At 68.2% G+C, this 13,892-nt stretch carries 18 protein-coding genes and 2 pseudogenes; 14 read left to right on the forward strand and 6 right to left on the reverse strand.

Features of this window, described 5'->3' with window-relative positions; translation table 11 throughout:
* Positions 1–35: 35 nt before the first annotated feature.
* Positions 36–635, reverse strand: coding sequence for a TetR/AcrR family transcriptional regulator (locus tag ACQPWU_RS29495; RefSeq protein WP_433444980.1), 600 nt, complete (start codon positions 633–635; stop codon positions 36–38).
* A 109-nt stretch (positions 636–744) separates the two neighbouring features.
* Between ACQPWU_RS29495 and ACQPWU_RS29500 the strand changes: the two genes are divergently transcribed.
* Complete coding sequence (locus ACQPWU_RS29500) at positions 745–1,653, forward strand: TIGR03620 family F420-dependent LLM class oxidoreductase (protein ID WP_433444981.1); 909 nt, start codon at positions 745–747, stop codon at positions 1,651–1,653.
* On the forward strand, positions 1,650–1,961 hold the full coding sequence (locus ACQPWU_RS29505; protein WP_433444982.1) for a hypothetical protein: 312 nt from the start codon (positions 1,650–1,652) through the stop codon (positions 1,959–1,961). The genes ACQPWU_RS29500 and ACQPWU_RS29505 overlap by 4 nt, the downstream gene beginning before the upstream one ends.
* 293 nt (positions 1,962–2,254) lie before the next feature.
* Here ACQPWU_RS29505 and ACQPWU_RS29510 read toward each other — a convergent pair whose 3' ends face one another.
* From ACQPWU_RS29510 to ACQPWU_RS29525, 4 genes and pseudogenes are all read right to left on the reverse strand, one after another.
* Entirely contained in the window at positions 2,255–2,572 is a 318-nt protein-coding gene (locus ACQPWU_RS29510; protein ID WP_433444983.1) for a transposase, read from the reverse strand.
* Between the two features lie 34 nt (positions 2,573–2,606).
* A pseudogene (locus ACQPWU_RS29515) lies at positions 2,607–2,987 on the reverse strand (IS5 family transposase); the annotation flags it as partial.
* A 510-nt stretch (positions 2,988–3,497) separates the two neighbouring features.
* Positions 3,498–3,818, reverse strand: coding sequence for a DUF4158 domain-containing protein (locus ACQPWU_RS29520; protein ID WP_433444985.1), 321 nt, complete (start codon positions 3,816–3,818; stop codon positions 3,498–3,500).
* A gap of 342 nt (positions 3,819–4,160) precedes the next feature.
* Positions 4,161–5,075 carry an NAD-dependent epimerase/dehydratase family protein gene (locus ACQPWU_RS29525; RefSeq protein WP_433444987.1) on the reverse strand — a complete coding sequence of 305 codons (915 nt, stop codon included), beginning with the start codon at positions 5,073–5,075 and terminating at the stop codon, positions 4,161–4,163.
* Positions 5,076–5,164: 89 nt separating this feature from the next.
* On the opposite strand from ACQPWU_RS29525, the gene ACQPWU_RS29530 reads away from it, so the two are divergent.
* From ACQPWU_RS29530 to ACQPWU_RS29570, 9 genes and pseudogenes are all read left to right on the forward strand, one after another.
* Complete coding sequence (locus ACQPWU_RS29530) at positions 5,165–5,638, forward strand: MarR family winged helix-turn-helix transcriptional regulator (protein WP_433444988.1); 474 nt, start codon at positions 5,165–5,167, stop codon at positions 5,636–5,638.
* Positions 5,639–5,648: 10 nt separating this feature from the next.
* Positions 5,649–6,011 (forward strand): AAA family ATPase, encoded by a 363-nt coding sequence (locus ACQPWU_RS29535; RefSeq protein ID WP_433444989.1) that lies wholly within the window; start codon positions 5,649–5,651, stop codon positions 6,009–6,011.
* A gap of 88 nt (positions 6,012–6,099) precedes the next feature.
* On the forward strand, positions 6,100–6,444 hold the full coding sequence (locus tag ACQPWU_RS29540; protein WP_433444990.1) for a hypothetical protein: 345 nt from the start codon (positions 6,100–6,102) through the stop codon (positions 6,442–6,444).
* A gap of 884 nt (positions 6,445–7,328) precedes the next feature.
* Positions 7,329–7,664 carry a hypothetical protein gene (locus ACQPWU_RS29545; RefSeq protein WP_433444991.1) on the forward strand — a complete coding sequence of 112 codons (336 nt, stop codon included), beginning with the start codon at positions 7,329–7,331 and terminating at the stop codon, positions 7,662–7,664.
* A gap of 191 nt (positions 7,665–7,855) precedes the next feature.
* A complete protein-coding gene (locus ACQPWU_RS29550; protein WP_433444992.1) occupies positions 7,856–8,284 on the forward strand; it encodes a helix-turn-helix domain-containing protein in 429 nt (142 codons plus the stop codon).
* A 66-nt stretch (positions 8,285–8,350) separates the two neighbouring features.
* Positions 8,351–8,932: a dihydrofolate reductase family protein gene (locus ACQPWU_RS29555; RefSeq protein ID WP_433444993.1), complete on the forward strand. Its 582-nt coding sequence runs from the start codon at positions 8,351–8,353 to the stop codon at positions 8,930–8,932.
* 39 nt (positions 8,933–8,971) lie between these two features.
* Positions 8,972–9,826, forward strand: a pseudogene (locus ACQPWU_RS29560) (tyrosine-type recombinase/integrase); the annotation flags it as partial.
* A gap of 113 nt (positions 9,827–9,939) precedes the next feature.
* Complete coding sequence (locus tag ACQPWU_RS29565) at positions 9,940–10,086, forward strand: hypothetical protein (RefSeq protein WP_433444994.1); 147 nt, start codon at positions 9,940–9,942, stop codon at positions 10,084–10,086.
* A gap of 120 nt (positions 10,087–10,206) precedes the next feature.
* Entirely contained in the window at positions 10,207–10,623 is a 417-nt protein-coding gene (locus ACQPWU_RS29570) for a biotin carboxylase N-terminal domain-containing protein (protein WP_433445317.1), read from the forward strand.
* A 58-nt stretch (positions 10,624–10,681) separates the two neighbouring features.
* Here the strand turns inward: ACQPWU_RS29570 and ACQPWU_RS29575 are convergent, their stop codons facing one another.
* Positions 10,682–11,617, reverse strand: a complete 936-nt coding sequence (locus tag ACQPWU_RS29575) for a LysR family transcriptional regulator (protein WP_433444995.1) — start codon at positions 11,615–11,617, stop codon at positions 10,682–10,684.
* A gap of 135 nt (positions 11,618–11,752) precedes the next feature.
* Between ACQPWU_RS29575 and ACQPWU_RS29580 the strand changes: the two genes are divergently transcribed.
* From ACQPWU_RS29580 to ACQPWU_RS29590, 3 genes are all read left to right on the forward strand, one after another.
* Positions 11,753–12,484 (forward strand): MFS transporter, encoded by a 732-nt coding sequence (locus tag ACQPWU_RS29580; protein WP_433444996.1) that lies wholly within the window; start codon positions 11,753–11,755, stop codon positions 12,482–12,484.
* Positions 12,385–13,020: an MFS transporter gene (locus ACQPWU_RS29585; protein WP_433444998.1), complete on the forward strand. Its 636-nt coding sequence runs from the start codon at positions 12,385–12,387 to the stop codon at positions 13,018–13,020. Before ACQPWU_RS29580 ends, ACQPWU_RS29585 begins: the two co-directional genes overlap by 100 nt.
* Positions 13,021–13,233: 213 nt before the next feature.
* Positions 13,234–13,866 carry a cysteine hydrolase family protein gene (locus ACQPWU_RS29590; RefSeq protein ID WP_433445000.1) on the forward strand — a complete coding sequence of 211 codons (633 nt, stop codon included), beginning with the start codon at positions 13,234–13,236 and terminating at the stop codon, positions 13,864–13,866.
* Positions 13,867–13,892 lie beyond the last annotated feature (26 nt).

The raw sequence follows: 13,892 nt of genomic DNA on the forward strand, positions 1-13,892 counted from the left end.
CATTGGCGGCCGGTCGCAGCCTTGATCCACCGGGATCAATCAACCGCCCGCGAAACGCGGCTGTTGCAAAGCAGTCCGTCCATGAAGACCGCCAGCATTTGCTCGACACCGGCCCGGTCGGCAGGCGCCTGCTCGCTAGCCCAAGCGACACTGGCGGCGAGGTGCAGGATCGTAGAGGCGTCGATGTCATCCCGGACAGCGCCGTTGCGCTGGGCCGTCGCCACGAGTTCGTATGCTGCGGCGCGCATGACATGGCAGGCCGAGTGCAACGGCGACGTCTCGTTGTGGAGAGCGGTGGTGACGCTTGCCGCCAGCCCTCGATAGGTCATGAGGTGGTTGACGAAGAGCTTCAACCAGGCCATGAGCGCCTCCTGTGGCGAGTGCTCAGCCTGTAGCTTGGCGGCCTCGGCGGCGAGGGCCTTGTAACGGTCGTCGAGGACGGCCTCCACCAGCGCCTCGCGGGTGGAGAAGTGGCGGTAAAGCGTGCCCGACCCCACGTCGGCGTCGCGGGCGATGTCATCGAGCGAGGTCTCCACGCCCGCGCGAGCAAACGCCGCGCTCGCCGCGGCGAGCAACCGTGCCCGATTGCGTTGCGCGTCTGCCCGCATATGACGCGGTGCCCTCGTGTCGCCCATCGATCCCCTTCCGGTCAGACGATCGTACCGGGGACTGTCTCCGGATACCATCGCGCTTACCGGAGACAGTCCCCGGATAGCAGCCGTCAGGTGCGTGGAGGTTTCGGCAGTGATCACAGAAGTGAAGGCGAAGCTGGGACGCGTGGGAGTGTGGCTTGGCGGACCCCACTTGCACGGCACCCCGGTCGAGAGCTGGCGCCACACCGTGCGGCGCGTTGAGCAACTCGGGTACGGCTCACTGTGGGGACCCGAAGGAATCGGCGGCAAGGACGCCTTGGCCAACGGAGGCATTCAACTAGCCGCGAGCAGGCAATTGATGATCGGCACCGGAATCGCCAACATTTGGGCGCGTCATCCCGCCACGATGCAGGGCGGTGCCGCGACGTTGGCCGAGGCCTACCCCGGACGGTTCGTCCTCGGAATTGGCGTCAGTCAACGGTTCCTGGTCGAAGCCAACGGGCTGGACTACAGCCATCCCCTCAAGATCATGCGGGACTATCTCGACGAGATGGATCAGGCGAAGACGCGCAACCCGCCGCCGGAGCCGTTTGTTCGGGTGTTGGCCGCCTTGCAGCCCAAAATGGTTCAACTGGCTCGCGACCGCACGGACGGCGTCCATTCGTTTTCGGCTCCGGTCGAACACACTGCTCTTGTCCGTGAGGCCCTGGGAACCGATAAGTTGCTCATCCCCGAACAGGCGTTCGTCATCGAACCCAACCCTGAGCAAGCCCGTGCCATCGCCCGGCGGTACCGAGGCAAGATCAGCCCCGATTCGCCATACACCCGCAACTGGCTACGTCTCGGCTACAGCCAGGAGGACATTGCCGACGGGGGAAGTGATCGGCTGATCGACGCGCTGGTCGCGTGGGGCACCCCGGACGCCATCGCTGCGCGCGTTCAAGCGCAGCTCGACGCTGGTGCCGACCATGTGCTCGTCCATCCACTCACCGATGACCTGCCCACGGCCATCAAGCAACTCGAACAACTTGCGTCCGCATTGCCACGTGGATTGGTGTGAGCACGTCGGTACGCAACCAGATCCGCACCTACCCGCCAGCTTCCATCCAGGAGTCGCGGCACCGGCTCGCCCGCAAAATCTGCTACGGAGGTGGCGGGAAGATCCGGCCCGGCTGGCGGGACGCGCTGGCCGAGGGCCGCCGGGTGCTCGCCCCCGGCGGCCGGTTCTTCTTCGAGGAGGTCACCGCCGCCGCACTGGCACGGCCCTTCTACCGCGCACTGTTCGATCACCCCACGCGCGACGGGTTCACCGCCGGGGAGTTCCTCGCCGAACGGCCCCGCCACGGTCTGCAGGTCGGCGAGCGGTGAGTCACCCGGATCGGCGGCGACGACCTGCTCGGCGTCGCCGAGCGCGAAGACGCCGTCATTTCCCCGGCCCTCGCCATGCTCACGAACCGCTTGCCAGGCGTCCGAAATCCTTAACTACGCAGCCTTGAGTCAAGAACCGCCGGTAGCGGGCCCGCTGTTCCTCGGACAAGTACTGAAACGACATAAACCGTGACGGTATGAGATCAATGACCGTCTACCAGCCGGTACACCCAAACCGAGATCAACCCGTCCGCGACACCTCGGCCCACACCCCCCTGACCTGCGACGGAGGCCTATCGTTCAATTCCGGCCGGATAGTCCCAAGACCCCTGGTCGGCCTTGCTCGGAATGCACGCCTTGATCCCACGCCGGCGCAGATATGTCCGGTTGGCCTTGCTGGTGTAGGCCTTGTCGGCCAGGACCCGGTCCGGGCGGGTCCTGGGACGGCCACCGCCGATGCGGGCCACCCGGATCTTGCCCAGCACCGGGATGAACTGCGGGCTGTCGCCCCACTGCCCGGCGGTCACCACCGCAGCCAGCAGCTTGCGGCCCTGCTCGCAAGCCAGATGGGTCTTGGTGGTCATCACCGCCGCGCGAGCGCCCCAGCGCATGATCGGCCGGCTCGCTGTGCACCCCGCCGGGTGGTTCCTTTTGCAGGTGGCCGTCCCGGCGTGCTCCGGCGGCGTGCTGGTGAGCCCGGGTGATGGTGGAGTCCACGCTCACCGTCCAATCGATCTTCCTGGCGGCGTCCGCACACGCCTGCAAGGCGGCCAGGATCCGCGCCCAGATCCCCGCACGCTGCCAGCGGCGGAACAGGCCATACACGGTGAACCAGTGGCCGTAGCAGGCGGGCACGTCCCGCCACGGCGCTCCGGTCCGGATCCGCCAGCGGATCCCGTCGATCAACTGCCGCCTGCTCCACTTCGGCGGACGCCCCTTGCCCGATGCGGCAGGCAGATGCGGCTCCAGCGCCGCCCACTGCGCGTCAGTGAGGTCGTGCCGCCTCGTCACCACTACGCTGGCCACGAGGTCTCCGGTATTTCGTTCTTCTTGGTCGTTGAACCAACTACCGGAGACCTCTTCGTTCAACGATCACCGACACGCCTCACACACGTGATCTTTCGAAACACGGCCTAACGCCCCTAGGTTTCCCGTGACGCTTATTGCGCACCAACCCGGGACTGCCGGCGAAGCCGTGGACGGGAAGGCCAGCCTCCGGTCGGCCTGCTTTGTCCGGATATGACAAGAACAGCAGGTCCCGGGCGGCCACTGGTCTGATCGCGCCCGCGAAGCGATGCGGGAGCCCATGGGCTCCTTGCTGACCCTGACCCGCGAAGGCCTGCGCCCTGCAGTGTCGTTCCGGGGCACCACCAGCGTGCGCGCGACGAGGTTGTGGGCAGGAACGCATTGTGGGGAAGATTATCTGGCCCCCTCGCTCCCCGGTCGCGTTCATCGAGGGGCTTGCCTTGCGCATGCCCCGGCCCCCAGTGTGGCAACGATTCACCAGCAGGCCGAGAGCGTCGCCAAGGCGCGTGCTCAACCAAGAACGGGTCGTAAGCGCAAGAGGATGGCCGCGCCCGGCGCAGGCCAACCCCAAGATCGTTTGTCGTTCAGAGCGGACCAGCTGACTGTTGCGAACAACTCCGCGTCCACCTTGACCTGTCCTGCCATGAACTCCACCGCTGGCCGAGGGATGTTCGCCCGGCGAGGGAACCTGGCTTCCAGCTCGAAGAACTTCAGCATCAAGATAACGAAGCCGCGCCGCGTCGCCCCGGATTTGTTCGCCAGCAGCGCGAACTCTTCCTCATCCAGCATCCAGCACTCGATCAGGTCCTCTAACTCCCACTCGCGTCGCATGTGCCGCACCCCTTCTCCTGAACATCCAACGAAGGCCAGGAGAAACATGGACTGTACTCGCCCGGCTACCAACTGGTATGTCGAATCCATGACAGCGACGCAACGTGCCGGAGACATAACGCTTTGCCACTTTGCGGTCGGGCTCGCGAAGGAGTCCATGGTCAAACCGCGCAGTGATAGTCACACAGCGTTACTTTGCGGCTGGTGACGCGGACCCGAGTGGGGGGTCTGGTCGGCGGGCAAATCAACTGGCGTAAACAACCAACGATCATCGGGGTCGACGGCGGACTGCACGCGCAGACCTGCTGGAGATTGCACTCGCTCCCGGCCAGGCGACTGATCTCAGTCCTTGGTCAGGTCGTTTTTGATCCAGTCCAGTACGGAGGTGTGGCGAGGCCGCCAGCCGAGTTGGGCGCGGGCGCGCTCGCCTCGGACCCGGCTGTTGGAGCCGAGTGCGAAGATGGAGGCCTCGTAGCCCCACTCTTGGATCGCGGCGGTGATGTCCCACGCCTCTGCGGATCCCAAGCCCAGCGCCTCGGCGATGGCGGCGGTAATATCGGCGAAGGACGCCTCACCGTTTTCTACGAAGTAGAACGACCCGGCGGGGGCTGCATCGAGCGCGAGCAGATAGAGGTCGGCCACGTCATCAACGTGGACGTTCGACCAGATGTTGCGTCCGGCCCCGACTCTGCGGACGGTTCCGCTCTTGTGAGCCTGCCGGACCAGAGCGGGAATCTGCACGCTGTCGGAGCTCAGCCCGCGGCCGTGGCCGTAGATCAGCGTGTTGCACAGAACCACTGACCGGACCCCACGGCGGGAGGCGGCCAGAACATACCGGTCGATCGCCACCCGGGCTTCCTTGGCGTCGGCCGGCCGCCAAGACGACTCCGCATCGAAAATCTCCTCCCCGAAGATCTCGCCGGACGCCTCGCCACGGGAATCGGTGCCCACGATGCTCGACCCGCTGGTGTGCAGCAGCGGCTTGCCCGAGCCCGCGAGCGCCTCCACCAGTGCCTCCACGGCACCTCGGTGGTCGCTGTCAGCGGCGTTGACAACAGCGTCTGCGGCCTGCGCCTGCTCGGCAAGAAGGACCTGGTCGTCCAGGGTACCCAGGACCGGGGTCACGCCTATGCGCTCAAGCATCCGCGCCTTGTCGGGGCTGCGGACCAGACCGGTGACCTGGTGGCCATCCCGGAGCATCCGGTCGGCGACGGAGCCGCCGATGTATCCAGTGGCGCCAGTGACGAAGACACGCATGAGCCCTCCATGTACGTACAACGTTTGCCTATACATATATTGTTGGTACATGTAATCCTGTCAAACTGGTCCTCTAGGGAGGAGGGACAATGCCACCGATCAGCAGACGCGGCCCGCGCGTCGAACTGCCGTCGAACCTCGAAAGACGCTGGCAGGCGTTGAGACGCCTGGAGGCCGTCGTCCAGGAGGCACTGGACCGCACCCTGCAGAACGAGCACGGCCTGTCCGTCTCCGAGTACACCGCCCTCGCGGCGCTGGCCTACTCCGACGATGGCGGTCACCTGCGCCAGCAAGTCCTCGCCGACGCGATCCCGCTCCAGCAGAGCTCGGTCAGCCGCCTGGTTGCCCGGCTCGAGCGGATGGGCCTGACCGAACGCTTCCACTGTCCGACCGACCGGCGCGGGGTCTACACGCAGATAACTGATCGCGGCCGCGAAGCCGTCACCGCGGCGCGCGCGACCTGTCTCAACGTCCTCGAACAGACTCTTGCCGACATCAGCGGCGACCGGGAACTGGCCGGCCTGATCGAGCAACTCCACCAGGAGGCAGACCCTGCCCCGTAAAGGACTGACCATGGCCTGGGACGACACCGAATCCGAGCAGTTCCAGGAACTGGCGGCATTGGTCGAAAGGGCCCTGCCCAGCCCGCAACTGTCCGGCCCCGACGTCCCCACCGACGAGGTCGACTTCATCGTCACCAAGGAACACCGCCGCTTCACCGAGTTCGCCGACGCCGTCCGCCGTGACCGCTACATCGGCCTGTGCTACGGACCGCCAGGAGCGGGCAAGACGCTATCGGCCCGCCGCTATGCCCACTGGCACGACGTGGAACCTTTCCTGCGTGAATCCCGGGTTCGAGACGGGAGAGGGCCAAGACCGCCACGACTGGCACCACCCTGCTCTACACCCCGACCGTCAACGCCACTCCCCGCTTGATCGACAAAGAGCTCACCAGCATGAGCACGACCTTCGGCACGCTCCGCGCCCCCGCCCCCCTACGATCGGCGCACCTTCACCGGTCCTTTTGGACGCCGCCGGCGCCCGCAACCTGCCCGACCAACTCGACGCGCCGCCGACCGACACCGGCGAGCGGCACCGCGTGCCCGCGCTGGGCCCGGACGCGACCCTCGATCTGCCGGGGCTGCTCGCCGATCACCTGCGTACCACTGGTGATGAAACCGTCCGTCAGGCCCTCGCCTCCGGGCAGGCCATCCGCCGCGGCCACGGCTACTCGGTCCGCATCACAGCCCCGCTCGCACTCCACCGCGCCGCGCTGGAGCAGAGCGCTGCCCACGCGAATGCCGGCCCGACCGAGCGCAAGGCGCACCGCGTGTACACCGCCCGTGTCACAGCCGTTCAGGCCACCTAACTGCATGGGCCATGACCTGCGAAAACCTTTCGGCGAGACGCATTTGAACGGAAAGTCACGGCAAGCCGCTCAACGCTGCCCTGCTAACGGGACTTTTCGTTCGGATGCTCGTCATACCCCATCTCAAGGCCGACCGGATGCTGTTCGGTCACCGACAGCGGCGCAGGCGGTTAGCCGTTCTCCTCATCGTCAGGGTCGCTGGCCGGAGTCCCTGGCCGGGTCCGGATGCCGTGATGGCATTTTGCGGCCGAAGCAGTTGAGGCGGGCGTGGCCGAGAGGCGGGCCACGCCCTCATCGGTCACGCCGATGCCGTCGGTGGATTTCCAGGCCTGGGTCCGTCGATGATCGACGATCGCCGACAGGTACGTCGAATTCCACATCACGTATCAACTGAGCCCTGCGCTGGACCGCGACAAGAGGTGCTCGACCTCGCACTCGTGGGGCCCCCGATCCAATACGACACAACCCATCCATCCCCGCGACATCACCGAGATCCGCGTCTACCTGCACACCCTGGACGGCGAGAAATTCCTGTGCCGAGCGATCCGCCCCGACCTGTCCGGCGAGACCGTCAGCTTGAAGGACATCACCGCCGCCCGTAACGCCCGCCGCAAGCAACTGCGCGGCAGGCTCACCACCCACACCGCCGTCGTCGACGCGCTCCTGGCCGCGCACAGCGAGCCTCTTCCCGCTGCCTACCCGACCTCCGGCCCCCGCACCTGGACGACTCACGACGAAAGCACCGCCACCGACCAGGCCCCGAAGGCCGACCGAGCGGTCCGAAACTCAGGCCCGCGACCAGCCAAGGCCCCGACCAGGACAGCACCACCTCTACCCCCGGTAACGTTCCGCGACTCAAACGCTACTGGACTAGACACCCAGGCGTGGAGCAGCCTTCAGAGCCAGACGACCACGCCGCCGAGCCAGAACTGGCCGACCCGGCCGGCCTTTCCGAATCAGCATCCAGCCGGGCACCCGCCGGCGGGTTGACCTACGCCAGCGATCGCGCCCCAGCGCCCGATCCCGACGGGCACAACGCGGGCGCGGCAGGCGGAAACGGCCTCCCGCCCGGTCCCGCCCCGATCATGGCGACCAAGGAACACAAGCGGTTCCTGGAATTCGCCGACGCCGTCCGCCGCAAACGCTACATCGGCCTATGCTTCGGTGCTCCGAGCGTCGGCAAGACGGAATCGGCCCGCAGCTACACCCGCTGGGACTAGCTCGCCCCGCACCTGGCCGGCACCCGCGCCACCGGTTCCCAGCAGGACGACACCCCCGTCCACGAGGTCCTGGCCGCCCGCGCCGTCATGTATACCCCCAAGGTCCACAGCACCCCGCAGAGCAGCTTTGGGGCCGGCCCGCCATTGCTGAGCTGCGAGACCGGCTGGCCACGGCGGACGGACCGCACGAGATGCTGACGCTGCTCGAGGAGGGGCTGATGCGACGGCTGTGCGAGACCGCCGGCCTGGGGCTGGTCCGCCATACGAGCAGCGTCATCGCGGCGACCAGCGGGGCGGTGGCGATCGGCGACCTGGGCGTGGCAGCCGGTGTCAGCAGCACTCATCTGGCACAGCGGTTCAAGGAGCTCATCGGCGTCACGCCCAAGCGGCTGGCCCGCACCTACCGCTTCACCGCCACCGTGTTCGCGATCAACCCCGCCGGACCGATCGACTGGGGCGACCTCGCCGGTGGCGCAGGCTACTTCGACCAGGCCCACTTCGGCCACGAGTTCCGGGCGTTCACCGGGCTCACGCCGACCCGGTACGTCGAAGTCCGGCGGCGGTTCCTGCGCGAACATCCCGGCCACGCGCTGGACGGCTGGCCGCTGCCGGCCGATTGATTTCTTACAAGAGCGACAGCTCACGACACGCTAATTTGGGGGCACCCCAAAGCAGAGGAGAGCCCCGTGGGCAAGGTGGTCATGTACAGCTCGGTGTCGGTGGACGGCTTCGTCGCGGACGAGAATGACCAGCCCGGACCGCTGTTCGACTGGTTGTCCAGCGGTGACGTCCCGTTGGACGAGAGCGGCGAGCTGAAGATGTCGCAGACGTCCTACGACTACACCCGGCCGTACTGGGACCAGATCGGGGCGACAATCGTCGGCCGCCACGTCTTCGACATAACAAACGGCTGGGACGGGAAGCCTCCGGGCGGGATCGACCACGTGGTCGTCGTGACGCACCGGCCGGAGCCCGAGGGCTGGGACCCCGAGGCGCCGTTTCACTTCGTCGACGGCATCGAGGCAGCCGTGGCCAAGGCGCAGGAGCTCGCGGGTGACCGCATGGTCGAGGTCGCCGCTGGCGACGTCGGTGGCCAGGTGCTTGCCGCGGGCCTGATCGACGAGGTGCGCATGGACGTCGTACCCGTCGTGTTCGGGTCCGGCAAGCGCTACTTCGGGTCGGTCCACGCGCAGCACCTGTTGGAGGATCCTGACGTGGTGATTCAGGGCAACCGGGTGCTTCACCTGCGCTATCGGGTGCGCCGTTGACCGATCTGAGCGGGTACGCGAAGAAGTCCGCTGCGAACGGTGACACAAGATCGGGCCTCCGGCTGCGTTTGCGCATCGCTGTCCCTGGTCGGGCAGCCGACGCCGATCCGCCCCAGCACCTCAGCTGCGGCAAGTTCAACTCGAGATCACTGGTTGCCGGATTCGGTCGTATCTTGGCCGACCCCCGAACGGACTTGGCCTGAGCGTGGCCTCGGGACTTTGGGCCCGATCAACGCACCGACGCCGCCCTCCCATCAGAGAAGCGTTCACCACGATCCACGCCGCCTACGCCGCAGCGCTGAAGCGGGCCCCGCTGGACGGCGACACCCGCCGCGCCTACGACTCCCGGGTCCGGACCTTCAGCGCCTGACTGGAGGCCAGCGGCCTCGACGGCGACCCGCTCGCCGACGCGCACAACCGCGACTTCGCCATCCGCGACTACAAGACCCACATGAAGACCGTGCTGCGCCGCGCGTCGAATACCGTCAACGCGCACCTCACCGCGTTGGACCACTTCTTCACCCAGCTCGGACTCGGCCCCGCCGTCGTCCGCCGCGACGACGCCCCCATGCTCGCGCCCCGCGCCCTGGACGCCCGCCAGCAGAAGCGCTACCTGCGCGCCGTCGAACGCCGCCCCTCGCCAGCGACCGCGCCTTCGGCCGGCTGCTGTTCTGCTCCGGCGTCCGGATCGCCGAGCTCGTCGCTCTGGACGACGACGACGTCCCGCTCTCGGCGCGCAAAGGCAAGGTCATCGTCCGCTCCGGCAAGGGCGAGACGTCCCGCGAGATCCCGCTCCTGGACGGCACCGCGCGGACCTCCATCACCGAGTGGCGCACCGACCGCGCCTCCTGGCCCGGCGCCGACGCCCCGGCGCTGTTCCTCAATCGCCGCGGCGGGCGTCTGTCGGCCCGGGCGGTCGACCAGCTCATGGACGAACTCGCCACCGACGCCGACATCCTCGACGACGCGGGCGCCCTCGCCCTTCCGTCCATATCCTGCGGCACACCTTGGCGACCAACCTCCTGCGCGCGGGCGTCGACATCGTCGTCGCCGAACTCCTCGGCCACACCCGCCTCGACACCACCCGCCGCTACACCCTGCCTACCCACGCCGACCTCGAAGACGCCGTCAGCCATCTCCCCACCGATCAGTAGGGCCACCGCTGACCTGGGCGAACTCAATCGCGTGTACCTGGCTGCACGAGTCTTACCGACACCCCCAGTTCCACTGCGTAGGCGGTCGCCGGGTCCTTGGCCGTGCTGCTGGCGGGCCCGGTGCGCACCGGAGCCGAAGCCGTACATCCCGGTTTCGGTTTTCTGGCCGAGGAGGACGAGTTCGCCAGCGCGTGGCGGGACGCGGGCCTGGTCTTCATCGGTCCGGCACCTGAGCATCTGACACTGATGGGCGGCAAGCAGGCCGCCCGCGCGGCCATGCGTGAGGCGGGACTGCCCGTACTCTCCTCTGATCGAACGATGACCGCCGGGAGAAATCCACCCGCGAAGCGGCCTCGTCTGGCCCGCGCTCGGCGATTCGAGTGCTCTGGCGATCGCGGCCCACAGCTCGGCGTACGAAATGGCGCCCATAACGTCTGCCCCTCCGAAAGCTCAGCTCAGACACGATTTGCGGCTCGTCGCATGTTTCGTACGCCACCCCGTGTTGCCCAGGTTCGGCGAGCCGGAGTGTGCCGATGACTACGCCTAACTTCCTGAATCCCGGTCCATCGGTCCGGCTCCGTCGAGGCGGCGGCGTTCAGCGCGGGATTGCCCAGCCCGGCGTCCAGGTCCCGGCGGCGTCGTGGCCGGCCGCTGTGGCGGCGAGGTGGGCGCGGAGGGTGGCCAGCGCCGGATGGGGGTTGTCGCGGTGCCACAGGAGCGAGTGGGGGTAGACGGGCGTCGGGTCGGTCACCGGGATGCGGCGCAGGCCGTGGTCGGCGGGCCAGACCAGGCGGGTCTGTTCGCCCATGAAGGTGGCCAGGGCCGGGGTGTCGGCGATGGTGTCGAGGAGCGCGTCGGAGCCGAAGTTGGGGCCGGTCGCCTCGATGGTGAGGCCGAATTCGGCGACGAGATCGTCGTAGTAGGCGGCCCACTCGGTTCCGGGGACGATGCCGGGCATCCAGATCCGGTGCCCGGCGAGCTGAGCGACGGTCACCGACCGGGCGCCGGCCAGCGCGTGGGCGGGACCGGTGAGGAGTTGGAGCTGCTCGTCGAGCACCCGTACGGATTCGATGTCCTCGGGAAGGGGCCGGCCGGGCACGGCGACGGCGCGGAAGGACGCGTCGATCGCACCGGACCGGATGGCGGCGAGGGCCGTCTCGATGTCGAACAGCATCACCACGTCGAGCTCGATCTCGGGGTGCGCGCGGTGGAATCCGCGCATCAGGCCCGACGCCGCGCTGCGCGAGGCGATCATGTCGACGCGCAGCGGACGGCGGCCGGTGCGCACGGACGAGACCGCACGCTCGGCGACGCGCAGCAGCTCACGCGCGTGGGGCAGGAACGCCTGCCCATCAATGGTGAGCTCGGCGCCGCGCGGCGTGCGGGTGAACAGCCGCACGCCGAGGTTGCGCTCCAGCGCGGCGATGCGCTTGGAGACAGCCTGCTGGGTGACCGCCAGCTCGGCGGCGGCCTCCTGAAACTGCCCCGCGTCGGCGGCGACGACGAAGGTCCGGACGGTGTCGAGGTCCATGCGCACACACTTTATGGGTACAACCATTTGTTGTGGCTAACGGCCATGCAGTTGTTTGATCCCTTGGTACGGCGCGCGCTTTGATGCTTGCGATCACGAATTGGTTGTGCGAGCGAGTGGCGAGGAGTGTCGGGCATGCGGAGCGGGCACCGGTTGGGGCGGCAGTTCGGGTGGCTCTGGGGAGCGTACGGGACCAGCGCGCTCGGTACGTGGCTCGCCTTCGGCGCGTTCCCGCTGATCGCCATTCAGGTGTTGCACGCCGGACCGGCGCAGGTCGCGGCGTTGTCCTCGGTGGGGGCTTTGGTGGGCGCGGCCGTGGCGGTGCCGCTGGGTCCGTGGGTGGAGTTCCGCCGCAAGCGGCCGGTGCTGATCGCGATGGACCTGCTGCGGTTCGCGGCGCTGCTGACGATCCCCACCGCGTTCGCGCTCGGTGTGCTGTCCTTCCTTCAGCTCCTGCTGGTCTCGGTCGTCGTCGCGGCGGCCGACATCACCTTCCGCGCCGCCTCCGGCGCGTACCTGAAGACGTTGCTGCCGGCCGAGGACCTGCTCGTCGCCAACGCCCGCTTCGAGTCGACGGCCTGGACGACCACGGTCATCGGACCGCCGCTGGGCGGTGCCGCGATCGGCATGCTCGGTCCGGTGGCGACGGTGGTGGCCGACGCGGTCAGCTACCTGCTCTCGGCCCTGGGCATGCGCGCGGCGGGCGGCCAGGAGCCGCGGCCCCAGCGCCGGCAGGCCGCGCGCATGCGGGCCTGCCGGCCGCGCGCATGCGGGCCGGGGACCTGCTCGACGGTTGGCGGTACATCCTCGCCGACGCGACGCTGCGTTCGCTGTTCTTCAACACCGCCGTGTTCAACGGCCTGGTGATGGCCACCGACGCGCTGCTGGCCGTCATGATGCTCAGCCAACTCGGGTTCGCACCCTGGCAGTACGGCCTCGCCTTCGCCGCGCCCGCGATCGGCGGGTTGTTCGGTTCGCGGCTGGCCCGGCCGCTCGTCACTTGGTTCGGGCAGCACCGGGTCCTGGTCGTGGCCGGGACGCTGCGCGCGATCTGGGCCGTCGGGCTGGTCTTCCTGGGGCCGGGGACCGGCGGGCTGCTGCTGGTGATGGGCGTCGAGCTCGGGCTGATCTTCTGCTGCGGGGTCTTCAACCCCGTCTGCGCCACTTACCGCCTCGAGCGCACCGCGCCCGACCGGGTCGCCCGCACGCTGTCCGCCTGGACGGTGACGACCAAGGCCTCGACCGCGCTCCTGACGGCCGCCTGGGGCGTGCTCGGCGGCCTGCTCGGCCCGCGCACAGCCATTGGCTTGGCGGGCGTGCTCCTGCTGGCGACCCCGCTGCTGCTCCCCCGACGCGCCGCGGCGCCCCTCGCAGAGACGGAGCCGACACCGAACCACGCCTGACGGGCCGCCACAGCCGTCACCGCGATCGGGCCGCGGCCCCTTTGGCGCGGTTCGCCCCTCCGCCTACAGCTCGGAGATGAGCGTGACGGCCTTCGCGCCGTGGCCGATGGGGTCGCGGCGTGGCACATCGTGGCTCACGTGCCCAACGTGTAGTCGGCCCTGGCGCGCGATCTCGCGTGTCAGGGCGCCCCCTCATCACCCAAGGAGAGAAAAATGACCGTCACGCCCCCGGCACTGGACCCCCGGACGGCCGCACTGCTCGTCATGGATTACCAGCAGGGAATCCTGGCCTCGCTCCCCGGCCTGGCCAACCCGGAAGCGCTGCTGTCACGGGTGGCCGGTGCCATCGCCGACATGCGAGCGCACGGTGCCGCCATCGCCTACGTGCGGGTCGGATTCACCGAGGCCGACTGGGCGGCGATCCCGCCGGCGAACAAGACCTTCTCCTTCCTCGGCCGGCAGCACCTCATGCACCACGAGGAGCCCGACAGCGCCTTTCACGATCAGCTTGCCCCGGAGCCCGGCGACATCACCGTCCGCAAGACCCGCTTCGGCGCGCTGTCTACGACAGACCTGGACCGGCAACTGCGAGATCGCGGAATCACCACCCTGGTCATCGCCGGCATCACCACCAGCGGCGTCGTCCTGTCCGCCGTCGCTGACGCCGCCGACCGCGACTACCAGCTCTACGTCCTCTCCGACGGCGTCACCGACCCGGACCCGCAAGTCCACCAGACCCTGATGACCAGCGTTTTCCCGAGACTGGCCCACATCATCGACACCGCCGAACTGCGGTCGCTCCTGCACGAGAGTCATCCTGATCGGGCAAAGACCGGCAGGGGATAACCGTCAATGATGATCAGCGACCGTCA

This window comes from Nonomuraea sp. CA-141351 (assembly GCF_050944675.1).
Classification (GTDB): domain Bacteria; phylum Actinomycetota; class Actinomycetes; order Streptosporangiales; family Streptosporangiaceae; genus Nonomuraea.